This window comes from Chloracidobacterium sp. (assembly GCA_016711345.1).
GTDB lineage: Bacteria > Acidobacteriota > Blastocatellia > Pyrinomonadales > Pyrinomonadaceae > OLB17.
In genome coordinates, this window is sequence record JADJTD010000001.1 from 1155945 (window position 1) to 1177928 (window position 21984).

The 21984-nt window shown below is 50.0% G+C and carries 20 protein-coding genes; 14 read left to right on the forward strand and 6 right to left on the reverse strand.

All coding sequences use genetic code 11. From position 1 onward, the window contains the following. Positions 1–82 precede the first annotated feature (82 nt). Positions 83–1537, forward strand: coding sequence for a trypsin-like peptidase domain-containing protein (locus IPL32_04750; protein MBK8465119.1), 1455 nt, complete (start codon positions 83–85; stop codon positions 1535–1537). A gap of 10 nt (positions 1538–1547) precedes the next feature. Here the strand turns inward: IPL32_04750 and IPL32_04755 are convergent, their stop codons facing one another. Next, entirely contained in the window at positions 1548–2996 is a 1449-nt protein-coding gene (locus tag IPL32_04755) for a hypothetical protein (GenBank protein ID MBK8465120.1), read from the reverse strand. A 91-nt stretch (positions 2997–3087) separates the two neighbouring features. Between IPL32_04755 and IPL32_04760 the strand changes: the two genes are divergently transcribed. From IPL32_04760 to ispG, 13 genes are all read left to right on the forward strand, one after another. After that, the gene (locus IPL32_04760; GenBank protein MBK8465121.1) at positions 3088–3705 is read left to right on the forward strand and encodes a UbiX family flavin prenyltransferase; all 618 of its coding nucleotides are present in this window, start codon (positions 3088–3090) and stop codon (positions 3703–3705) included. Between the two features lie 100 nt (positions 3706–3805). Further along, the gene (locus tag IPL32_04765; GenBank protein ID MBK8465122.1) at positions 3806–4561 is read left to right on the forward strand and encodes a class I SAM-dependent methyltransferase; all 756 of its coding nucleotides are present in this window, start codon (positions 3806–3808) and stop codon (positions 4559–4561) included. Between the two features lie 24 nt (positions 4562–4585). Further along, positions 4586–5425: an ABC transporter substrate-binding protein gene (locus IPL32_04770; GenBank protein ID MBK8465123.1), complete on the forward strand. Its 840-nt coding sequence runs from the start codon at positions 4586–4588 to the stop codon at positions 5423–5425. 346 nt (positions 5426–5771) lie between these two features. Next, complete coding sequence (locus IPL32_04775; protein MBK8465124.1) at positions 5772–7157, forward strand: D-alanyl-D-alanine carboxypeptidase; 1386 nt, start codon at positions 5772–5774, stop codon at positions 7155–7157. 111 nt (positions 7158–7268) lie between these two features. Then, entirely contained in the window at positions 7269–9044 is a 1776-nt protein-coding gene (gene murJ / locus IPL32_04780) for a murein biosynthesis integral membrane protein MurJ (protein MBK8465125.1), read from the forward strand. Between the two features lie 51 nt (positions 9045–9095). Next, complete coding sequence (locus IPL32_04785; GenBank protein ID MBK8465126.1) at positions 9096–9599, forward strand: gamma carbonic anhydrase family protein; 504 nt, start codon at positions 9096–9098, stop codon at positions 9597–9599. A 77-nt stretch (positions 9600–9676) separates the two neighbouring features. After that, the gene (locus IPL32_04790) at positions 9677–10393 is read left to right on the forward strand and encodes a hypothetical protein (GenBank protein ID MBK8465127.1); all 717 of its coding nucleotides are present in this window, start codon (positions 9677–9679) and stop codon (positions 10391–10393) included. 76 nt (positions 10394–10469) lie between these two features. Next, on the forward strand, positions 10470–11846 hold the full coding sequence (gene hisS / locus IPL32_04795; GenBank protein MBK8465128.1) for a histidine--tRNA ligase: 1377 nt from the start codon (positions 10470–10472) through the stop codon (positions 11844–11846). Between the two features lie 7 nt (positions 11847–11853). Continuing rightward, complete coding sequence (gene sulP, locus IPL32_04800; protein ID MBK8465129.1) at positions 11854–13536, forward strand: sulfate permease; 1683 nt, start codon at positions 11854–11856, stop codon at positions 13534–13536. Further along, entirely contained in the window at positions 13533–14132 is a 600-nt protein-coding gene (locus IPL32_04805; protein MBK8465130.1) for a DUF1572 family protein, read from the forward strand. The genes sulP and IPL32_04805 overlap by 4 nt, the downstream gene beginning before the upstream one ends. A 485-nt stretch (positions 14133–14617) precedes the next feature. Beyond that, a complete protein-coding gene (locus IPL32_04810) occupies positions 14618–15802 on the forward strand; it encodes a 1-deoxy-D-xylulose-5-phosphate reductoisomerase (protein ID MBK8465131.1) in 1185 nt (394 codons plus the stop codon). Between the two features lie 97 nt (positions 15803–15899). Further along, positions 15900–17264 (forward strand): RIP metalloprotease RseP, encoded by a 1365-nt coding sequence (gene rseP / locus IPL32_04815; protein MBK8465132.1) that lies wholly within the window; start codon positions 15900–15902, stop codon positions 17262–17264. An 87-nt stretch (positions 17265–17351) separates the two neighbouring features. Further along, the gene (gene ispG / locus IPL32_04820) at positions 17352–18461 is read left to right on the forward strand and encodes a flavodoxin-dependent (E)-4-hydroxy-3-methylbut-2-enyl-diphosphate synthase (protein ID MBK8465133.1); all 1110 of its coding nucleotides are present in this window, start codon (positions 17352–17354) and stop codon (positions 18459–18461) included. An 83-nt stretch (positions 18462–18544) separates the two neighbouring features. On the opposite strand, the gene IPL32_04825 is transcribed toward ispG, so the two are convergent. The 5 genes from IPL32_04825 to miaA form a co-directional block, all read right to left on the reverse strand. Next, on the reverse strand, positions 18545–18985 hold the full coding sequence (locus IPL32_04825; GenBank protein MBK8465134.1) for a DUF2752 domain-containing protein: 441 nt from the start codon (positions 18983–18985) through the stop codon (positions 18545–18547). 30 nt (positions 18986–19015) lie between these two features. Then, complete coding sequence (locus IPL32_04830) at positions 19016–20056, reverse strand: DNA polymerase III subunit delta' (GenBank protein ID MBK8465135.1); 1041 nt, start codon at positions 20054–20056, stop codon at positions 19016–19018. After that, positions 20049–20687, reverse strand: a complete 639-nt coding sequence (locus IPL32_04835) for a dTMP kinase (GenBank protein MBK8465136.1) — start codon at positions 20685–20687, stop codon at positions 20049–20051. The genes IPL32_04830 and IPL32_04835 overlap by 8 nt, the downstream gene beginning before the upstream one ends. Continuing rightward, on the reverse strand, positions 20684–20917 hold the full coding sequence (gene hfq, locus IPL32_04840) for an RNA chaperone Hfq (GenBank protein MBK8465137.1): 234 nt from the start codon (positions 20915–20917) through the stop codon (positions 20684–20686). Before hfq ends, IPL32_04835 begins: the two co-directional genes overlap by 4 nt. A 114-nt stretch (positions 20918–21031) precedes the next feature. Beyond that, positions 21032–21973, reverse strand: coding sequence for a tRNA (adenosine(37)-N6)-dimethylallyltransferase MiaA (miaA, locus tag IPL32_04845; GenBank protein ID MBK8465138.1), 942 nt, complete (start codon positions 21971–21973; stop codon positions 21032–21034). Between the last annotated feature and the right edge of the window lie 11 nt (positions 21974–21984).

Sequence of the window (21984 nt, forward strand, 5' to 3'; positions counted from 1 at the left end):
CTATTAGTTGCTAGCCGGAAACCCTGCTACATCTTTATTTATCAAAAAAGTTTGTTGAAGCTTATAAAACGGCTTATAATCAATGGTTGTCACAATAATGGTTCGAACGAGCATAAAAATTACCTTTTTTCTTATCTACATCGCTTTTTTGGGTGTAGTGACAACAACGGCGCAGGATTTTTTGCCTGAGTTGGTAAAGCGTATTAAACCGTCGGCGGTCGCGATCGAGACCTTTGATTCAAAAGACAATACCGTCGCTCGCGGCAGCGGTTTCTTTATCGCTCCTGATCGCATCATTACAAATCGGCACGTCATCGAAAGATCGACCCGCGTTGAGATCCATCTTCTTGACGGAAAGAAATTCCCGGTTCGTGGCGTCCTGGCAGTTGACGGCGAAGGCGACCTCGCATTGTTGAAAGTCGATGTTCCGAAAGCACTTGCAATTCCGCTTCCTATAGTTCGGGCGGTTCCTCAGGAAGGCGAATCGATAGTCGTAATCGGCAACCCATATGGCCTCGAAGGCAGCGTGTCGAATGGAATTGTTTCGGCGGTGCGTGAGATTTCCGGCTACGGAAAAATAATTCAGATAACTGCTTCGATCTCGCCCGGCTCGTCCGGTTCGCCGGTCGTGAATATGGCCGGACAGGTGATCGGTGTCGCCACGCTGCAAGCCGCCGAGGGGCAAAACCTGAATTTCGCTGTTCCCGCCGAGCGTATTTTACAGCTTCGCATTAACGACCTTCAATCTTTTTCATCACTGAGTGCCGAGAGCCAAAAAAACAAGCGCTCATCAGCCGAGCGTCTCTATTCGCAAGGCCTCGCCCAACTTTCACGTGACGATTACGCCAGAGCTTTGCCGTACTTTGAAAAAGCAGTCGAGACCGATGCCAATTATGCCGAGGCGTGGTATCAGGCAGGTTATTGCTACGGCGTGCTTGGCCGTCATGCCGACGCATTGCGTGCATCGCGTCAAGCAGCAAAACTTCGCCCGGAATGGTCGGCAACTTTCATCAATATTGGCGTGTCGAGTTTTGCGCTCGGCCAATACAAAGATGCAGTTGAGGCATATAAAACGGCTTTACGTCTTGATGACGGTAACGCAGACATTCAATATTCGCTCGGCCTTACATTTGGCAAGATGAACCGGACGGACGAAGAAATTCTAGCCTATCAACGAGCCATAGCCATCAAACCTGATCACGTCAATGCGATTGAAAAACTCGGCCTCGCATTATTTAAAAAGAACCGTTTTGCCGCCGCCGCTACGGCCTTTGACCAACTAAAGATCTACCGGCCCGATGCAAAAACGTACAACTACCTCGCCGAGTGTTATCTTGAGATCGGCAAGACCGAAGAAAGCGTTGAGGCATTGAACAGTGCACTTGGCTACAATCCTGACTTCGAAAAGGCGCGTTACAACCTCGGCCGCGCCTATATAAAACTCGGCAATAATGACATGGCGCAAGTACAGTATGAGATCCTAAAAAATTCCCGCTCCGACTGGGCCGACCGCCTCTATGTGCTGCTAAATCCTTAAATAGAACGCTCTAGGGAGTAGACTCTTTTTCAACGAGAAGAGCACTTAGAAAGCTGTCTTGTATCTCTTTTTCCAGAAAGAGTCTGATGTGAACGCCGCAGGCGAAAACTGAGGTTTTTATTGGGTAGATGCCGTCGTCAAATTCGGGTTTGCCGTTGGTCATCTTTTGAGTTGCAGCAAGTAGTGAGCGTTGCGTAACACGCCCGTCGCCAAGTGAGTAGATAAGTTCTTTTACCTGATCTTTTTTATACTCAGTGCCGTCATTTGCCTTGATGTCTTTTGCTTCAAGCAGTGTCGTCCATTTATTGTCCTTTTCGTCATGGATGAGCACGGCGCCGTCAAGCGTCTGCGAGCAGTTCCCTCCAAAAGCATACAGATCTAACGGCACATTTTTTTCCACTACATCAAGTGCGGAATGAAAGCGCTTCGCCCTGCTTAACACCGACACAAAATATGAACGCGCCTGCGCATAAGTTGTCCGACCTGTAAGACGGTCATCAATGTTCGCCTTTTTATCAAGTGCTTTTGGTTTAATGTCTTTATTTGTAAGAGCCAGTCGAGGAGCATCCTTTAGCTTGCCTAGGAATTTCGGGTCGGCTAGCGCGCCCCAACCGTATTTTAGCCATGTGTCGGCGTCGTAAAGATCGAGAGCGATCGGCTTTAGATTTTCATCATAAAATCGAGCTGCTGACGGATGCGGGAGAAGCTGAAACATTGACGGCGTCGCAAAAACATCCTCCGGCCGCAAGTCGTCGACAAAGGGCAGCTTTCGGTCCGCGATGATCGGTGAACCCCTTAGCAACGCTTCAAATGCGTTAAAGGACCCCTCGTTCGGCGTGCCGAACATCATGATTTTGTTCATAAATGCCGCGCCTGACCCATTGGGTTTGGGCTGTACGCCTTCCGCCGGCAGATCGGCCGTTCCATACATTGCTGCATAACGAGCGATAAGGCCCCCCATAGAATGCGCCAAAATGTCGAACTTTAGCTTCGGATCACGAACAGCTTTGCGAACCGCCGCCATTCGGCGCATTAATAGCTGCGCCGACTCGACATTGTCACGCCGCCAATCGTAGGGAAAAACATAAAAAACATTTGCCGCTTTTGGGTCGTTCCATTGAGCCTCGGTATAACCCTTTGCCTTGAGAGAGTCGATCAGTGATTGGTAAACTTCGATATCCGGAAACAATTTAATATCAACGGAACGAATTAAATCCTTTGGCTGCAAGCTGTCGCGATTGTGTGAGATAACCGGCGATTGTATAGGCAACCGCAGATCGTCCGTCTTGCCCCGCTTTACGCTGAACCAGACCGTCCTTCCCTCAGCATCAACTATTTCTGTGCCTGAAAAACCGGGAATAATAATGATGGGATTTCTTTGAACAGTTTGGCCGTCAACCGCAATGTAAGATAGCAGTATTAATAATAAGAGGGACGAAAAAGTCGTTCTATTACGCATAACCTCTGTTATGAGGGTGATATAAGCCTCTTGGTTGCAAAGGTTATGCTTTTTTATTGTTATCCGTCGAAAATAAGATAATATTTAGTAAATGGAATTAACAGTTGCGATCACAGGTGCTTCGGGCACGATGTATGCTCACCGGACCTTGCAGCTTCTCGCAGCAAGCGGCGTTGTTGAAGCCTTAAATCTGATCGTCTCCGGCACGGCAGTGACAGTTGCTCAGGTCGAAATGGGCGTAAATCTAAAGGAAACGGACGCATCAAAGATCAACGAATGGCTCGGTTTGCCAGTAGATTCAAAATTGATACGTTTCTGGCGGCTCGACAATTTTGCTGCGAAGCCTTCGTCCGGATCCAACAAGCAGGCAGGAATGATTGTCGTTCCTTGCTCGATGGGTACTATGGGAGCGATCGCTTCAGGTGCGGGTACAAATTTGATCCATAGAGCGGCTGACGTTTGTCTAAAAGAAGGCCGAAAACTGGTTTTGGTTCCGCGCGAAACTCCTTACAGCGCGATTCACCTCGAAAATATGCTCAAGCTGACTCACGCCGGCGCACGAATATTGCCCGCGAGCCCTGGTTTTTATCATCGGCCAAAAACCATTGACGATCTCGTCGAACATCTCTGCTTTCGCATCTTGGATCAATTCGATATTCCTCACGATAAAAAATCACAGTGGACTGGTGAAGAAGTAAAAGTGAGTTAACGCAAATATGCCAAGGCCGCAAAGTAAAGAGAATTAACGGCTATAACTCTTTTTCCTTTGCGTCTTTGCATCTTCGCGTCTTTGCGTTAAAAATTTTCATATGACCGATACAGTAGAGCGTTTTTCAAACCGCGTCGAAAACTACGTCAAATATCGCCCTGACTATCCGCGCGAAATAATTAGCTATCTCGAAGCAAATTGCGGCCTAAGATCTGAACATGTTATCGCCGATGTCGGCTGTGGAACGGGTATCTCGACAAAGATGTTCCTCGAAAATGGCAATCGTGTTTTCGGTGTCGAACCGAACGCTGCGATGCGAGACGCAGCTGAAAAATATCTCGAACCCTTTTCAAATTTCACATCCGTTGACGGCACATCAGATCAAACCACGCTTGCCGATTCGTTCGTCGATATGATCATTGCTGCGCAGGCGTTCCATTGGTTTGACGCAGAAAAAACGAGGCCCGAGTTCAAGCGGATCCTAATGCCTGGCGGGCATATTGTGCTAATATGGAATGAACGCCAGTTAGACACGACGCCGTTTCTTGTCGAATATGAGGCATTTCTGCTTAAATATGCCGACGACTATGTCCACGTACGGCATGAGAATATCCACGCCGTCGAGATCGCCGATTTCTTTCAAAAAGAATACGGATTGGCGACGTTTGCAAACAGCCAGATCTTCGATTTCCAAGGCTTGAAGGGCAGAATGCTTTCTGCGTCATACATGCCCAGCGAATCAGATCCTACATTTAAAACGGTTTTCGAAGACCTGCTCCGTCTGTTTGCCAAACACGCTGAAAACGATAGAATAGAGATTTTCTACGACACCAATATTTATCACTGTCAGGTTTGACCTATGCCGGCAATAGCTAAAGAAATGTCTAAAACTCGTACCATCACCGTTGCGCATTCGCCCGATTCAGACGACGCATTTATGTTCTACGGACTCGCGACGAATAAGCTCGAGACCGAAGGGCTGAAATTCAATCACACGCTTAAAGACATCCAGAAACTAAATGAGGACGCTCACAATGGTGTTTATGATGTGACGGCAATTTCCTTTCACGCCTATGCATATGTTGCCGACAAATACGCTTTGCTGCCGCACGGAGCGAGCATCGGTGACAAATACGGCCCGATCGTAGTTTCAGGCGAGCCTCGTGATGCTGCTGACATCGGCGAAATGACGATCGCCATTCCGGGCGAACTGACGAGCGCCTATCTTGCTCTCAAGATCTTTAATCCGAATTTTGAGCATATCGTCGTGCCGTTTGACGAGATCATTGATGTTGTGAAAAGCGGTGATGTTCATGCCGGCCTGCTTATTCACGAAGGTCAGCTCTTTTACAACCAACTCGGCCTTCATAAGTTGCTAGACCTCGGTGAATGGTGGCATGATAAAACCGGCCTGCCTTTGCCGATGGGCGGAAATGTTATCCGCCGCGACCTCGGCGCAGATCTGATGCGGCAAGTTTCAAAACACCTTCACAAGAGCATCGTTTACTCAATGGAAAACCGCGAAGACGCTCTCGCCTACGCGATGCAGTTCGCCCGCGATATGAAGCCGGAACTCGCCGACAGATTTGTAGCAATGTGGGTAAATGACCTCACGCTCGATTACGGCGACCGAGGCCGCGAAGCCGTCCGCCGCCTCCTCGACGAAGGCCACAAGGCCGGCATCATACCGCACCGTGTCGATGTCGATTTTGTGGATTAACCTTTAAGCCAGCACTAAAGGCAGCACATCAATAAGGGCGATAAGTTCATCGTTAAGTGTACCGGCCGCACCTAGAAATTAGGTCGACGGCAGCCAGCAGAAAAAAATACTTCCATTTTTCATTTTCTTCGTGTATAAACAAAAGCAATTGCTGCCATAAGCACCGCTTAATGACATGCATCGCCCTGCCGGTTGAAGTCATCATATAAAACGCCTGTCACTTAGCATGAACATGAAGACCCCAAAACTTGAAACCTCGATGTCAAAATGTGGTATATTAGTTTTAGCGTCGCTTTCCGCTGCCCCGAAAGCCTGCCGCTCGGTCCTGCTGAAAAATCTGGTTTCAATGTCACGATCTATAAGAAAAACAATCAATTTGTTATGCATTGCGGCGATATTGTGCCTAACTGCGGGCGTTAATTTTGGTCAGAGTTCGCCTCAGCCGCTGCTTCAGGACATAAAGGTTGTTAGGCCTTCATCGACGCCTAATTTGATTCAAAAGACAGGTAGCGTCTCACCAGCGCCGGTCTCTTCAAATGCCGTCCGAACCCTTTTCCCTGCTCTTGCACAGGTGTCGATCCCGGGCTATTCGGGTGTTCTGATCGAATCGCTCGAAGGCAATGTTGTCATCGAAAGTAACTCGACACAGGTATTCAACCCGGCTTCGAACGTCAAGGTCGCGACAGCGTACGCAGTCCTCAAAACGTTCGGCCCCGATTTTCGTTTCTCAACTATCGTTTACACGGACGGAGCGATCGACCGGTCGACCGGCACGCTCAACGGCAACGTGTATATGTCGGGCAAAGATCCGATGTTTGGATTCCAGCATGCGGTGACTGTGGCAGACGAATTGAACAAGATCGGCATTCGTACGGTAACGGGCGATCTGATCGTGACGGACAATTTCGCGATGAACTATTCCGGCTCCTCGCTCGCATCCGGACAATCGCTTTTCGCCTCTTTGGACGCGTCAAAGCGTTCAGCCGCAGCGACGCGTTCATGGCTCAATTATCTTTCGTATTCCGGAAGATACGGCCAAGCAAACCCTGTTCCCAGCGTCACCTTCACCGGATCGGTCTATGCTCAACCGATACCGAGCAGCCTGCAGTTGCTGTTTACGCACGAATCGACTCCTATCCGTGAGATCCTCAAAGCCACGCTTTGTTATTCAAACAACTTTCTTTCCGAACGCCTCGGCGAGATGATCGGCGGTCCTTATGCTGTCGCACGACTTGTTCATCTTAATGCAAACGTTCCACCCGTAGAGTTCTCGATCCAGACATCGAGCGGCCTCGGCTACAACCGCGTTACGCCAAACGCAATGATGCTGCTCTTGCGTGCCCTTCGAACAGATCTGGCTCGTTATCAGATGACATACGCCGACATCATGCCCGTTGCCGGCATCGACAAAGGAACGCTTGAAAACCGCTTCGATGCCGATTTTTCTACCGGCAGTGTCGTCGGAAAGACAGGAACGCTCGGCCAAACCGACGCCGGTGTGAGCGCACTTTGCGGTGAGATCAACACGCGAAACGGTAAGTATCTTTTTGTTATCTTTAACCAGCGCGGCAGCGTCCCGCGATTTCGCGCTTTTCAGAATAACTTTGTAACGCTCGTCCAAAGCCAATTCGGCGGCCCGGCCCCAATGCCCTACGACGCAATTTCGCTCGAAACGCGCCTCGCAAGATCACGAGTAAGCTATCCGGACGGACGATCTCGCCGAGGCAACTAATATCGTACTTACCAAACTGTCTATTAAGGGAAGCACTAGAATTGCTTCCTTTTTTCTTTTTACCGCCCGTGAGATAATTTCGGTTTGGCCAATGCGTATGGCCGCCTGTCAATGACCGAACCCAAAAATGAAAAAAGCGAATCGGAAACGCCGGAATCGTTGGCCGAGCCTGTCGATGCCAATCTGATCGTCGAGGCCGAGCCTCCGGTAACAAAGCATAAAAGCGTCGCTCGCTCTGCCGGCATAGTTTCGATCGCGGTGATGTTCTCGCGCGTTTTGGGGCTGATCCGCGAAACGATATTTGCGAGATATTTTGGAGCTGGTTTTCTTTACGATGCGTTCATTGTTGGTTTTCGCATACCGAATTTGCTGCGCGACCTGTTTGCTGAGGGGGCACTTTCTGCGGCATTCGTTAAGGTTTTTACCGATTACCAGATCAAGAACAGCGAGAAAGAGGCTTGGCGGCTCGCGAGCCTGATCTTCAACGGACTTGCGGTCGTGCTAAGCGTGGTCTGCATCGTAGGTATCTTTCTTTCGCCGCTGTTTGTAAAAATAATCACCTACAACTATCTCGGCGACCCGAATCACTATTATCCGCCCGAAAAAGCTGCACTTGCCACAACGTTGATGCAGATAATGTTCCCGTTCATTCTGCTCGTTGCACTTGCTGCGTTGGCAATGGGCGTTCTGAACACAAAAGGGCGTTTCGGCATTCCGGCGTCGGCTTCGACGGCATTTAATGTCGTTTCGATCATCGCGGGGCTTGGGTTTGCTTTTTGGTTGAGCGGCGGCGTTTGGGAACGCTCGGTCGATAAGATCGTCGTGCCAAGCGATGCAGCACAATGGGCGATCATCGGAATGTCGATAGGGACGCTGCTTGGCGGAGCGGCGCAACTTTTAATACAGTTGCCGTCGCTGTTTGCCGTCGGTTTTCGTTTTTCGCTGCGGCTTAGCTTTGCGGACGAAGGCGTGCGCCGCGTCATGCGGCTTATGGGTCCGGCGATCATCGGCACCGGAGCAATTCAGATCAAGGTATTGGTCGACACGATCGTTGCGTCGGGCATCGACGGCGGAGCTTCGTGGCTCAGTTATTCATTTCGGTTGATGCAGTTTCCGATAGGTGTATTCGGCGTCGCCATCGGCACAGCAGCGATCCCGGCTCTTTCGCGTCTTGCCTCCGAGGAAAACATTGTAAAATTCCGCTCGACTCTTTCGGATGCAATTAAGCTGGTGTTTTTGCTTGCCATTCCATCGGCATGCGGCCTGATCGTCCTCGGCCAGCCAATAATCGGCCTTATCTACGAACGCGGCGAATTCACGGCTTTCGATACTGATATGACGGCTTGGGCATTGACTGCGTACTCAGTTGGCCTTGCAGGTTACGCAGCTGTCAAGGTACTTTCGCCGGCATTCTACGCCCTCGACGACGCAAAAACGCCGATGTATATAAGTCTTGCGTCGATCCTCATTCATGTCCCGACAAGTTTTGGGATGATGCAGCTGCTTTCGACGGTCGGAGTCTCAGCCGAAAGGCCAAACGGATTCGGTCATGTGGGTGTCGCTCTTGCGACATCTGTCGTCGCCTCCGTAAATTTTCTTGCTCTTTCTTTGTATATGCGTAAGCGAATTAAACGGCTCAACGGCCGCGACATTTTGTCGTCGTTAGTTCGCGTTTTGATCGCATCCGCAGCTATGTCCGCTACGGCCTATGGCGCTTATTATCTGCTTACAAATTACTTTGGCGACAAAGCCTTTACCGTCAGACTAATAGAAGCATTGGTCCCGATCGTGCTTGGCTGTGTCATATTCTTGATAGTGGCGAAGCTGCTTCGTATCACTGAACTCGAGCAGGCGCTTGGAGTGTTGCGGCGCAAACTCAGTAGGTAAGTTTTTGCCGATCTACTTTGCGTTCTTTGCGTCTTTGCGGAAAATTTCTTGATGTTAAAGCCATTCAATAATATCCATCCGAAAATACATGAAACGGCATTCATCGCCGAAGATGCCGTCGTCATAGGTGATGTCCATATAGGCAAAGAATCGAGTGTATGGTTTGGCTCGATAATTCGCGGCGATGTAAATTTCATTCGCATCGGTGCACGTACAAACATCCAGGACATGACGGTGATACACGTCAGCTCGAATACGCACTCAACCATTCTCGAAGACGAAATAACCGTCGGCCATCGCGTCGTGCTTCACGGATGCCACGTCGAAAGCGGCTGTTTAATTGGCATCGGAGCGATCTTAATGGACGGCGTCCGAGTCGGCCGAAACTCACTCGTCGCCGCAGGTTCGCTGCTTACACCGGGAACGCAAATACCGCCAAACTCGCTTGTAATGGGCTCGCCAGCAAAGGTAAAACGCGAACTCACCCACGACGAACTCGCCTATCTCGACCAGTCATGGCGAAACTACACAGAACTCAAAAAACAATATTCTTAGCCACGAATGACACAAATAACACTAATAAGAATTTTTGTATTCGTGCTATTCGTGTAATTCGTAGCTAAAATAGGTCTATGGCAAGCACCAACCCAGATCTTGGAATGAGCGATTTTCTGCCCTCGGATGTCCGAAAACGCGAATACGTACTCGGCATTATTAGAGAGGTTTACGAAAGCTACGGCTTTGAGCCGCTTGAAAGTGTCGAAACATTCCAAAAGAAGATTGAAGGAGACGATAAATCGGTCGAGGCAAACGCGATACTTGCTGTAAATGAAGCCCTTAGCCGTCTGGGCATCAAAAATTTCGCAATATATCTAAGTCACGGCGGTATTTTGGAAGGTATTTTGGAAACGGTCCGTGTTACCGAGACTCTGCGGCACCAAACCTTTCCCGCCATCCGAAGTTTTAACAAATACAATGTCGAAGGCTTTGTCAGTGAATTACTAGAAGTCGGCGTTTCCGAAAATGCTTCGACGATCCTTGCCGATCTCTTTCTTAAAACGGATGAGATACTGAATCAGGAACACGACATTAACCGAACGATAGTAAGCAATTTGCTCAACATAGTTAATGCGGAGACTCTGATCGAGCTCGGCAGGATACTTCAGTTGACTGGACGGACGCCGGTGCTTATCGATCCGGCATTGCCCTGCGAACCGCCATATGGCCCCGGAACTATGATCGAGGCACGAACTTCAGGGCTGGACATTCTAGGCGATGGCGGTTGTGTTGGTGAAAACTTCGTATTCGCATTCGACATTGAAAATATCGTCGAGCTTACGGACGCGTGAATTGAATTAGCCACGAATTTTACGAATAAGAATTCGGATTCGTGCTATTCGTGTAATTCGTGGCTAAAATATTCTTATGGCAAGTACAAATCCAGCCCGCGGAATGCGCGACTTTCTCCCCGCCGACGTCAGAAAGCGTAATTACGTCATCAACATCATCAAAGAGGTTTACGAATCCTACGGCTTCGAACCCCTCGAAACCCCTTCAGTCGAAAACCTCGAAACCTTAATGGGCAAATACGGCGACGAGGGAAATCAGCTTGTCTTCAAAATATTAAAACGCGGAGAAAAACTCGACGAAGCCCTCGCGAACGGCGGAAACGCGAGTGTTAACGAGCGTGCCCTCAGCGATCTCGCACTTCGATATGACCTAACAGTTCCCCTAGCCCGCGTCGTTGCCAACAACAAAAACGACCTTCCCAAATTCTTCAAACGCTACCAAATCCAACCCGTCTGGCGAGCCGACCGCCCTGCCAAAGGCCGTTTTCGCGAATTCTACCAATGCGACGTCGATTGCATCGGCTCGACTTCCATGGTCGTCGAAGCCGAGATCATCTCGGCGGCGTGTGCAATACTGAAGGAACTCAAATTCAATAATTTCATCGTTAAAATAAATGATCGACAGCTTATATTCGACATTCTCGATGCCTGCGGGATCGAATCCGAGCAACACGGTATCGCTTTAACAGCAATTGATAAGCTGGACAAGATGTCACCAGATGAGGTGTTTGGCGAGATTGCAGCGAAAGGAATCAACGATGAATCGGTAGATAGACTGCGTGCAATTTACCATAGTGTTTATAACGCTTGGCAAGGCGAAGTCGACGTGAATGGCCTTGTACTTCAACAGTGCGTACCCAATGGAAAAGACGCAGAGAAGTCGTTCAATACTAAGATGCGACTTCACCAAATCGTCGATCTTGTGAAGGGTGAGAATGTCGTAGTCCAGCCTTTTCTTGCTCGTGGGCTTTCTTATTACACGGGTACGATCATGGAGATCAACGTCCCCGACCTCGCAGGTTCACTCGGCGGCGGCGGGCGTTATGACGGGTTGATCGGGATGTTTGGGAAGGAGCAGATACCCGCGTGCGGGTTTTCGTTGGGGCTTGAACGCATTCTTGTTGTAATGGAAGAACGCGGGATGTTTCCGCCTGAGATCGCGGAATCGACGCCTGCGGATGTGATGGTGACGATCTGGAGCGATGAAACCGTCGCAGAATCGCTCAAACTCGCGAACGAACTCCGCTCACAAGGCCTTCGTGTCACGCTTTATCCCGAAGCCGACAAGCTCGGCAAGCAAATGAAGTATGCCGACACGATCAAAGTGCCGTGGGTCTGCGTCCTCGGCGAATCCGAGATCGCCGAAGGCAAAGTGACGCTCAAAGAGATGGAAACAGGCGGTCAGAAATCCTTCAACAGGTCAGAACTCGCCGCGAATATCAAATCATCCTAACCCAGCAATGTACCGAAAACTCGAACCGAAGATCATCACTGTATTACGCGAGGGTTATACGCGAAAACAGTTTCAGGGTGACCTGCTCGGTGGATTGACGGTTGGCGTGGTTGCCCTGCCGCTCTCGATCGCACTCGCCATCGCATCGGGAGTAAAGCCTGAGCAGGGGCTTTATACTGCGATCTTCGCCGGTTTTGTGATCGCCGTCCTTGGCGGATCACGGGCACAGATCAGCGGCCCGACGGGTGCCTTCATCGTTATCGTTTACGGCGTCGTCCAGAAATACGGCTACGACGGCTTGGTCGTTGCGACTCTGATCGCAGGCATATTGCTGATCATAATGGGCCTTGCACGCATGGGTGCATTTCTCAAATTTGTTCCATACCCGGTCGTGATCGGCTTCACATCAGGCATCGCCCTAATTATCTTCTCGTCCCAGGTAAGTGACTTTCTTGGACTTAAGCTGGAAAGAGTTCCTGCCGATTTTGTCGAAAAATGGCTGGAGTACGTTCGACATATTGCGACGGTCGACCCTTATGCGATCGCGGTCGGATCGGCGTCGCTTTTGATAATTATTTTGTGGCCTAAGGTGACTCACCGCGTTCCCGGCCCGTTAATAGCGATTCTTGCCATAACATTCGTGGTTCAGTATTTTCAAATACCGGTCGCAACTATCGCGACCCGATTTGGTGGAGTGCCCAGTACTCTCCCGATGCCGCATTTCCCGGTCGTCACATGGTCGCTGGTACAGGAGATGTTTTCTCCTGCGATAACTATTGCGATCCTCGCGGGACTGGAAAGCCTACTCGCAGCTGTCGTAGCTGATGGAATGATGGGAACGCGGCACCGCTCAAATATGGAGCTTATCGCCCAAGGTGCAGGCAACATCACCTCCGTCATGTTTGGCGGTATTCCCGCCACCGGAGCCATAGCTCGCACCGCAACAAACATCAAAAGCGGAGGCACAACACCGGTTTCCGCCATTATTCACTGTATTTTCCTGCTGCTTGTTCTCCTATTCATCGGCAAATGGGCTGCGATGATTCCGATGGCAACGCTTGCAGCGATCCTTGTCGTTGTCGCCTACAACATGAGCGAATGGCGGGAGTTTCGCCATTTACTTAGCAGCCCACGTGGCGATCTCGCGGTGTTGTTGGCAACATTTTTTCTCACTGTCTTTATCGAATTAACGGTCGCCATACAGGTCGGTATCCTGCTCGCCGCCTTCCTCTTCCTAGAAAAAATGTCGACCGAAACGCATGTCGATCTAATTACTGAGAATTTGAAAGAAGACGAAGAATTTCAGGGGCGCGATATGACCGATATCGAGATCCCTGATGGTGTTGAGGTATTTGAGATCTACGGCTCGTTGTTTTTCGGAGCTGTTCGTCAGTTTAAGGAATCGATCCGTGTCGTCGCGACCAAACCAAAAGTGCTTATCCTCAGGATGAGGCAGGTCCCGACCATCGATGCCAGCGGCATCCATGTTCTTGAAGAACTCGCTGACGAAGCATTGGAGAATGATCAAGTTATTGTGTTCTCGGCGGTTTCGCGAAGTGTCTACCGCGTAATGCGAAAGAGCGGTTTTGTCGACAAAGTCGGACGTAAGCACTTTGCCGGTGATATCTTCACCGCTCTGCAGATCGCCAAAGCACACCTTGATTCAATTGATCTTGAGAGGACAAAATGAAGAAAATAATTGAGAACTATCATGCTGACGCGATCCAGTCCTTCCGCAATTACAAAAAGATGGCGGAGCGTGCCATAGAACAAATCAGCGACGAAGATTTTTTTGCGCTTATTGACCCCGAGGCCAATTCAGTCGCACTGATCGTAAAGCACATCGCCGGGAACCTGCATTCGCGTTGGCGCGATTTTTTGACAAGCGACGGCGAAAAGCCTGACCGTCACCGCGATACCGAGTTTGAGTTGATCGGCGACAGCCGCGAATCGTTGATGAAATTCTGGGAAACAGGCTGGCAGACGCTGTTTGAAGCGATCGAACCGCTGACAGTCGAAGATTTCTCACGCACTGTGCCGATACGCGGCGAGCCGCATACAATTGCCGAGGCGCTAAACCGCCAAATGACGCACTACGCCTATCATGTGGGCCAGATCGTCTTGCTTGCCAAGCATTTCAAGTCAGCGGACTGGAAAACTCTGAGTGTGCCCAAAAACCGCTCTGCTGAGTTCAACCAATTTCTCGCCGACAAACAGGCCGCCGGTGAATCTAAAACAGATCGCTTAGAAGCTTCCTTCGAATTTAGCAATATTGAGAAAATTTAACCTTTTATTTGTCTAAATAAAGGCAAAGATGCCGGATGTCATAGACGAGGATGTAGATCAACGACGAGAAACGTTGGCTCTTGTCAAAAACATGCGGATGTCATGCTAAACATCTGATCTGCAACGGTTTAACTAAAAACGTGTCCAAAAAAGCCATTTTGTGACCCCAAAAAGCCATCTTTCGACCTCAAAAAGCCATCGGAGACCCCCCAAAAAGCCATCGAAAAAGAATGGGCAGCGAGAAAAAGCCTCCTTCGATCAACGAGTCCGAGGACACCCAAAGGCACCCTGCCTGCTCACGCGTATAACTGTTCCCATGACGCCGCCCATTCATGTGCCCGCTCCTTGATCCTTCTTTGGCGACAAATGGACAGTTGAGAGCGACGCCGGAACTCGAGGCAGCCGGACGCGGGCACCGCGATCGGCAGTGGAATGGACACGTTTATAAGCAGGTTCTTATGTGTTAATCTTTATCTCGCGTTCTTATGAGGTCCATTTCCATCCTTGGTTCCACCGGCTCGATCGGCTGCAACACTTTAAAAGTGATCGAACATCTCGGCGACTTGCGTGTCGTGGCGATGGCGGCTGGCCGCAATATGAAGAAATTCGCTGTCCAGATAGCCGAATTTCAGCCTGAGCTTGTGTCCTGCGACGATCAGGAGTGTGCCGAAATATTGGAACGCGAACTTCACTCTCTCGGCGTAAAGCCGCCGCGTATCGAACTTAATTCCGAAGGCCTTATCGCGGTCGCGACACATCCTGAAGCCGAGATCGTCGTCTCCGCAACTGTTGGAGCTGTTGGTTTTGTGCCGACGCTGCGAGCCATTGAGGCGGGCAAGCGTATAGCTCTGGCTAATAAGGAAACGCTTGTCATGGCCGGCGAATTGATGACAGAAGCCGCGAAAAAATCGGGTGCGGAGATTTTGCCGGTCGATAGCGAGCATAACGCGATCCACCAATGCCTGCGTGGAGAAAAACGAGGTGAAGTGAAACGTCTGATCCTCACAGCGTCTGGCGGACCGTTTCGCGAATCGACAAAAGCCGAGATCGCCAACGCCACCCGCGAAGAGGCCCTTGCACACCCGAACTGGAATATGGGCGATAAGATCACTATCGATTCTGCCACGCTAATGAATAAGGGCTTTGAGGTTATCGAGGCGAAATGGCTTTTCGGTTTCGACGCCGATCAAATTTCGGTCGTCGTTCACCCGCAATCTGTCGTGCATTCGATGGTCGAGATGGTCGACGGCTCGATAATCGCTCAATTGGGCGTGACGGACATGAAACACGCGATCCAATACGCGCTCACATATCCCGACCGCCGCGAAAATTGCCTTCCGCCGCTCGATCTTGCCAGCCTCAGCCGTCTTGATTTCGAAGAGCCGGATGTCGAACGATTCCCTTGCCTCGGCTTAGCTTACGATGCACTAAAGGCAGGCGGAACGATGGCGACGGCTCTGAATGCTGCTAACGAAACGACTGTTCAGGCATTTTTAGATGGACGCATCAGACTTTCTGAAATTGCCGAGATCAATGCACGGGTAATCCACGCGCACGAGAATAAGCCTGCGGCTGATCTAGAAACCATATTGAACGCCGACCGCGAAGCACGCGCCGGTGTGGAAAAGTTATTAGCTGCAAAGGTATCTTCGGCGGCGATCACGAATTAGATTGACTGGATTGTGCGGGGGTTTTACACTTTTAGTTTACAACTTACGCCGCATTAGTGGTCTCTAAGTTAGGGTTTTTTAGCTCAAGGATATTTTGATGCCAGATATTTTAATTGCAATTTTAGCTATTCTTTTTGTTCTCGGTGTTGCCATAAACATTCATGAACTCGGCCATTTTCTTGTGGCAAAGTTTTTTGGAATGCGTGTTGAGGCATATTCATTTTTCGGACTCGGCCCTCGTCTCTTTGGGTTTAAAGTAGGTCACACGGACTATCGCGTCAGCGCGATTCCGCTTGGTGCATACGTCAAACTTTACGGCGACGAAGCAACCGGGCCGCTCGAAGGCGGCGAATCACAAGGCGATCCGGTTCCGGAAAGTGAGCTTTACGAACTCCGTCCGCGGTGGCAAAAGTTTTTCGTAATGCTCGGCGGGCCTTTCATGAATTTTGTTTTGGCTCTCTCGATACCCTTTGGGATAGCTCTAGCTTACGGAGTCCCTGCGGTTCCGGCTCCGGTTATAGGTTCGGTAAAGGCTGATGGTGCCGCTGAAAAGGCGGGCATCAAAGTTGGTGACCGGATTGTAAATTTTGCCGGCATTGAAAACCCCTCTTGGGATCGGATTAACGAAGAAGCTCTCCTTAGGCCAGAAAAGCCGATTGATGTCGCCATAGAGCGCGAGGGTCAACGAATCCCGCTTTCTATAAGTCCAACCAAGATCACCGTGAGCGGACAATCAGGTGGAGTCTTAGATATGTCGACTGATGACGGTACGGAACCAGTCGTCGTCGGAAAATTACAACCCGATATGCCGGCCGCCAGCTCAGGTCTTAAAAAGGGCGACTTGATCGTATCTGTTAACGGCAAGACAGTTAATAGTCCTAAGGAAATGAAGGACCTTATTGGCCAAGCGAAGGATCAACCGATAAAACTCTCTCTTATCCGCAACGGCGAACGCTCTGAGGTCACAACCAACGCCGTCCTTAAGGATGATCAATGGCTTGTCGGGATACACTTCGATTCGTCCCAATTAGAAAATTACGAACCCTCTACGGTCGGTGGGGCTATTTCTTGGGCGATCGATACTAATCTTCGCACCTTGAGAATGACCGGTACTGCTCTGGGTCAGGTCGGTGCGGGCGAACGTTCTGCACGAGACACGGTTTCGGGACCGATTGGAATCGGTCAGGCTATTGTAAATACCGTGTTTTCAAGCGGCTTCTTCGGACTGCTTTTCATACTAACCGCGATCAGCCTCAGCCTAGGCGTGATGAACCTTCTGCCAATACCGATGCTCGACGGCGGACAAATAATGGTACTCGGCATCGAGAAAGTGCTGTCGTGGTTTGGGAAAACACTGTCGATGGTCGCACGCGAGCGGATCCAATTGACTGGCCTCGCGATAGTGCTGCTATTGATGGTAACTGTGATTTTCTTTGACGTATCGAGATTGATTGGAAAATAGTTCGTGTCAGTAGCCCGCACGTAAGTAAGGGCTCTCCAATGTAACGAAGATCCCTTACTTACGTGCGGGATACTGACACGGTTACATATGAAACGAGTTACAAAAGCAGTTAAGGTCAGAGATATTCAGATCGGCGGTGGTGCTCCCGTCGTTGTTCAGTCGATGACCAAAACCGACACGACCGACGTTGACGGAACCTTGCGGCAGATAGATGAAATGGTCGAGGCAGGCTGTGAAATCGTTCGCATTGCCGTGCCCGACGATGATGCGGCGGCGGCGATGTATGAGATACGCAAACGCACCGACGTTCCGATCGTTGCAGACATACATTTTCACTACAAGCTGGCTCTGAAGGCGCTCGACGCCGGCATCGACAAACTTCGTATCAATCCCGGCAACATCGGCCACATCGACCGAGTCCGTGAAGTTGTTCGTGCCGCCGAAGCTCAAAAAGTACCGATCCGTATCGGCGTCAATGGCGGTTCGCTCGAAAAAGATCTGTTAAAAAAATACGGCACCGCAACGCCCGAAGCGATGGTCGAAAGCGGCATGCGTCACATCCGCATTCTCGAAGACCTCGGATTTGGCGACATCATTATTTCGCTCAAAGCTTCGGACGTTAATCGAATGGTCGAAGCGTATCGTTTGATGGCAGCCAAGGTCGATTACCCGCTTCATCTGGGTGTGACAGAGGCCGGAACACCGTTTGGCGGAACCATTAAATCAGCGATCGGCCTCGGCGTTTTATTGCACGAAGGCATAGGCGACACGATCCGCGTGTCCTTAGCAGCCGAGCCGCATGAAGAAGTCCGCGTAGGCTGGGAAATTCTCAAATCTTTAGAACTGCGCAAACGCGGCGTCACGGTCGTCGCCTGCCCGACTTGCGGACGACTCGATATTGATAATTTTGTCGAGATCGTCACCGAGGTCGAACGTCGCTTAGCTCACGTCGAGGAACCTTTGCACTTATCGATCATGGGCTGCGCAGTGAACGGCCCAGGCGAGGCTCACGATTCGCAGCTCGGCATCACATTCGGCCGCAACGTCGGAATGATATTTAAGGACGGCATCCCGATGCGCCGCGTAGCCGGCGAAGACATCGTCGAAGAGTTTGTAAAAGAAGTCGAGATTTTAAGAAAAGAAGGCTCGGCCGCAAAATCGCTCATCAAAGAAAAACCGCTCGTCCAAATAACATAAAGCAGATTCACCACAAAGGCACAAAGAACACAAAGCTTTTTAATCTTACCTTTGTGTTCTCTGTCCCTTTGTGGTGAATATTCTTAAGGAAATAGAATCGTAAATGGATGAGCCGGAATGTTTCGCACTACGCCAAAGACCAGAAGCAATATCATAAACGCCCACAAAAACTTCGGACGAGTTAACCACATCGGCAGTCCTTTTCCACGCACTGTGACGAAAACAAGCGAAACAAAAATATAGCCAAAGACCAATACCCACAAAGGGATCAACGCATTAAAATCCACCGCCGTCAAAATATCGCCATGAAATAAAGCATGAAACCCGCGCGTCAATCCGCAGCCCGGGCAAGCGAATCCGGTCAAAGTAAAGAGTGGACAGACAGGAAGGAAATTGACCTTTGAGGGATCAAAATACGCAACTGCTCCGGAACCGGCGGTGATCGCGGCGACACCAGCAGCCGCTATCGATCGCTCAGCGGTTGTTGAAATAGTGAAAGGCGTGATCTGCTGTTCGGCCCGCATAACTACTTTACGAAACGCAGTCAGTATAACTTATGCTGCCATCTCCATAAACAACGCATCGGCGGCGATCTTCTTGTTAATGTTTACGACGAGGTTTTCACGAATTGTGTCTATCGCGGTGAGCCACGCGGGAAGATCGGCAGAGCGTGCGTTGTCGGCTAACAATGTAAGTTTGTCGGCGAGATCTGTATTTACAATTCTTACTGCGTTACTGCTCACGTTTAGCGTCCAAACATCATGGATCAGCGATTGCAAAATATCGAGGTTCTGCTCGAACAGATCTTTATTCTTGGCATCATTCATTTCCTCGGCGGTGCGGAGCATGGCGGCACGGTCGCCGGATTCGAGAGCATTTGTGACAATACCGAGCATTCTTTCGCGTGCGGTCCGGAATTTTTCGACATTTATCGAAACCGCTCTGCCAATACTGCCTCTCGACAATCTTGATGCGAGTCTTGCTTCGTCGTGTGAGAACGCTCGATCTTCAATGAGAAATCGTTCAACATCTTCGATCGCGACAGGTGCAAACCTCAGTGTCTGGCAGCGCGAACGGACAGTTGCAAGCAGTGAATCAGGACGTGACGTGATCAAAAAAATATAGGATGTCGGCGCAGGTTCTTCGAGCGTCTTTAGCAGAGCGTTAGACGATTCGTCGTTCATCTTGTCGGCGTCGTCGATGATAAAAAATCGTGCCTTTGCTTCGTATGGCAAATAATGCGCGTGTTTCTCGAGGTCACGGATCGCATCGACAGCGATCGTTCGTCTATGTGCAACGATCTTACCGACATCGCTGTGGCCGCCGAAAAATACTTTTTTGAAATCGTCTCGGTTCTTATCCGTTGGTTCAGGAATCGCAAATGCATCAACACGGCTGCACACCGCACAAACGCCGCAGCCTTCGCCGTCATTGGGTTCCGGGCAAATAATTGCCTTAATAAGCTCCAATGCAAACTGCTGTTTTCCCACGCCTTCATCGCCCGCAAAAAGCAAAGCATTAGGCACGCGGCCGTTAGCGAGTAAATGTTTTAGCGTATGTTTTACGTTGTCTTTTCCGACGAGTTTGCTAAACATCGATATTTAGAGTTTCCGAGATTATAGAAACAACATTAGCATGAATTTCTTCCATGGTTCCCATGGCTTTGATCACGCGAAAACGCTCAGGTTCGCGTCGGGCGATTCCCAAATACGCTTTTCGCACACGAGTATAAAATTCACCGGTTTCCTCGTCCATTCGATTTCTTTTCGTGTGATTTTCATCACGATCTGCCATTCTTGCAATGGCTTCCTCAACCGTAATGTCAAAAAACAATGTCAGATCAGGTTTTAGTCCGCCGGTCGCGAGTTCTATAACTTGGTTGACCTTTTCTTCGTCAAACCCGCGTCCCGCTCCCTGATACGCAAATGTTGCATCGGCATAGCGATCGGAGATAACGATCTTTCCGATTTCAAGTGCCGGTTTAATTAGGTATTCGACGTGCTGTGCTCGGTCGGCAGCGAAAGATAGCAATTCTGCCATAGGCGCGACTGTTTCTTTCGTTTCGAGAAATGCCTCGCGCAACGCTCTGCCGAGCGGAGTACCGCCAGGCTCACAAGTGGTAATGACCTCGACGCCGGAACTCGCGAGTTCACTGGCAAGCATACGCATCTGCGTGGACTTTCCGCTGCCGTCGATGCCTTCAAACGTGATGAATTTTCCCTTCAAGACTGAATATCGGATACCGGCTTCCGCTCCTGAGAGATCGAGGAAATGCCGTGTTTGAATATTAGTACATCCGGCCCGCCGACATCGAGCAAGACCGAAAACTTGTCAAAACTTTTTATTCTTCCGGTAAGAGTTGATCCGTGTAGAAGATGAATGACAACCGAGATGCGTTCGCGTCGAGCGGAGTTCAAAAATGCATCCTGAATGTTCTGAGCGGCCTGCTTTTCCATAACGATTCCTCAATTTCAAAAGTCAATTAAAAACAATGGGATCGGGTCCCTACAAAGGTGCATAGGATCGTATCAAAATTATATCAAATTTCGGCTTTGCGGCGATAGTTGTATTTACCGGTCATTGATCTCCCGCAAAAGTCCGGCGAGGATGTCAGGCTGATCACCGAAACCCTTGAGCCAGCTAGAGTTAGGCTCGCCACGAAACCAAGTCAATTGGCGTTTTGCGTAATTCCGCACATCCTGTTTTGACCGCTCGATCGCCGATTCGAGGTCACGTTCGCCGCGAAGATATTCACAAACTCGCCGATAGCCGTGTGCCCCGAGAGCGTTGGTATTATCTTTAACGCCGTAAGCAATTAATTGTTTCACCTCTTCGATAAGGCCGATGGCAAAGTGCCCTTCGGTTCTCTCATTTATCTTCGCGTATAGCTCATCGCGCGGCGGGTCAAGCACAGATAACCTTATCCGTTCGGCAAATTCCGGCGGTGCAATGCGGTTCGGCTGCTGAGTTGAAAGCCGTTCGCCCGTTTGAAAATACACCTCAAGAGCACGAATGACTCGAACATAGTCGCGCGGCTGCAGCTTTGACGAGGTTTCGGGATCGACCCTTGTCAGTATCTTGTGCAAATACTCTGCGCCATGTTTTTTCTGTATTGCACGCAGACGTTCCCGCAGATCTTCGTCGGTCTTTGGGCTTTCAAAAAGAGGCTGTCGCAACGTCCGCAAATAAAATCCTGTGCCGCCAACTAAAATCGGTACTTTGCCACGCAATTCGATCTCAACGATCTTCTCTGCAGCATCGCGTGCCCAATCCATCGCTGTGTAATTCACATTCGGATCGACATAATCGATCAAATGATGCGGTACCCCGCGTTTTTCCTCTTCGGTGGGTTTTGCGGTCGCGATCTGAATGCCCTTGTAGATCTGCACCGAATCGCAATTGATAACTTCGCCTCCAACATGCAAAGCAAGCGCAACGCCCAGCGCCGTCTTGCCCGAACACGTCGGCCCGACAATCGCATAAATGGTATTTTCCTTTGAACTTACGCTCACACTCACAGCAT

Coding starts and splice junctions, on each gene's coding strand:
- IPL32_04750 (MBK8465119.1), top strand. CDS start 83: ATGGTTGTCACAATAATGGTTCGAACGAGCATAAAAATTACCTTTTTT.
- IPL32_04755 (MBK8465120.1), bottom strand. CDS start 2,996: ATGCGTAATAGAACGACTTTTTCGTCCCTCTTATTATTAATACTGCTA.
- IPL32_04760 (MBK8465121.1), top strand. CDS start 3,088: ATGGAATTAACAGTTGCGATCACAGGTGCTTCGGGCACGATGTATGCT.
- IPL32_04765 (MBK8465122.1), top strand. CDS start 3,806: ATGACCGATACAGTAGAGCGTTTTTCAAACCGCGTCGAAAACTACGTC.
- IPL32_04770 (MBK8465123.1), top strand. CDS start 4,586: ATGTCTAAAACTCGTACCATCACCGTTGCGCATTCGCCCGATTCAGAC.
- IPL32_04775 (MBK8465124.1), top strand. CDS start 5,772: ATGTCACGATCTATAAGAAAAACAATCAATTTGTTATGCATTGCGGCG.
- murJ (MBK8465125.1), top strand. CDS start 7,269: ATGACCGAACCCAAAAATGAAAAAAGCGAATCGGAAACGCCGGAATCG.
- IPL32_04785 (MBK8465126.1), top strand. CDS start 9,096: ATGTTAAAGCCATTCAATAATATCCATCCGAAAATACATGAAACGGCA.
- IPL32_04790 (MBK8465127.1), top strand. CDS start 9,677: ATGGCAAGCACCAACCCAGATCTTGGAATGAGCGATTTTCTGCCCTCG.
- hisS (MBK8465128.1), top strand. CDS start 10,470: ATGGCAAGTACAAATCCAGCCCGCGGAATGCGCGACTTTCTCCCCGCC.
- sulP (MBK8465129.1), top strand. CDS start 11,854: ATGTACCGAAAACTCGAACCGAAGATCATCACTGTATTACGCGAGGGT.
- IPL32_04805 (MBK8465130.1), top strand. CDS start 13,533: ATGAAGAAAATAATTGAGAACTATCATGCTGACGCGATCCAGTCCTTC.
- IPL32_04810 (MBK8465131.1), top strand. CDS start 14,618: ATGAGGTCCATTTCCATCCTTGGTTCCACCGGCTCGATCGGCTGCAAC.
- rseP (MBK8465132.1), top strand. CDS start 15,900: ATGCCAGATATTTTAATTGCAATTTTAGCTATTCTTTTTGTTCTCGGT.
- ispG (MBK8465133.1), top strand. CDS start 17,352: ATGAAACGAGTTACAAAAGCAGTTAAGGTCAGAGATATTCAGATCGGC.
- IPL32_04825 (MBK8465134.1), bottom strand. CDS start 18,985: ATGCGGGCCGAACAGCAGATCACGCCTTTCACTATTTCAACAACCGCT.
- IPL32_04830 (MBK8465135.1), bottom strand. CDS start 20,056: ATGTTTAGCAAACTCGTCGGAAAAGACAACGTAAAACATACGCTAAAA.
- hfq (MBK8465137.1), bottom strand. CDS start 20,917: ATGGAAAAGCAGGCCGCTCAGAACATTCAGGATGCATTTTTGAACTCC.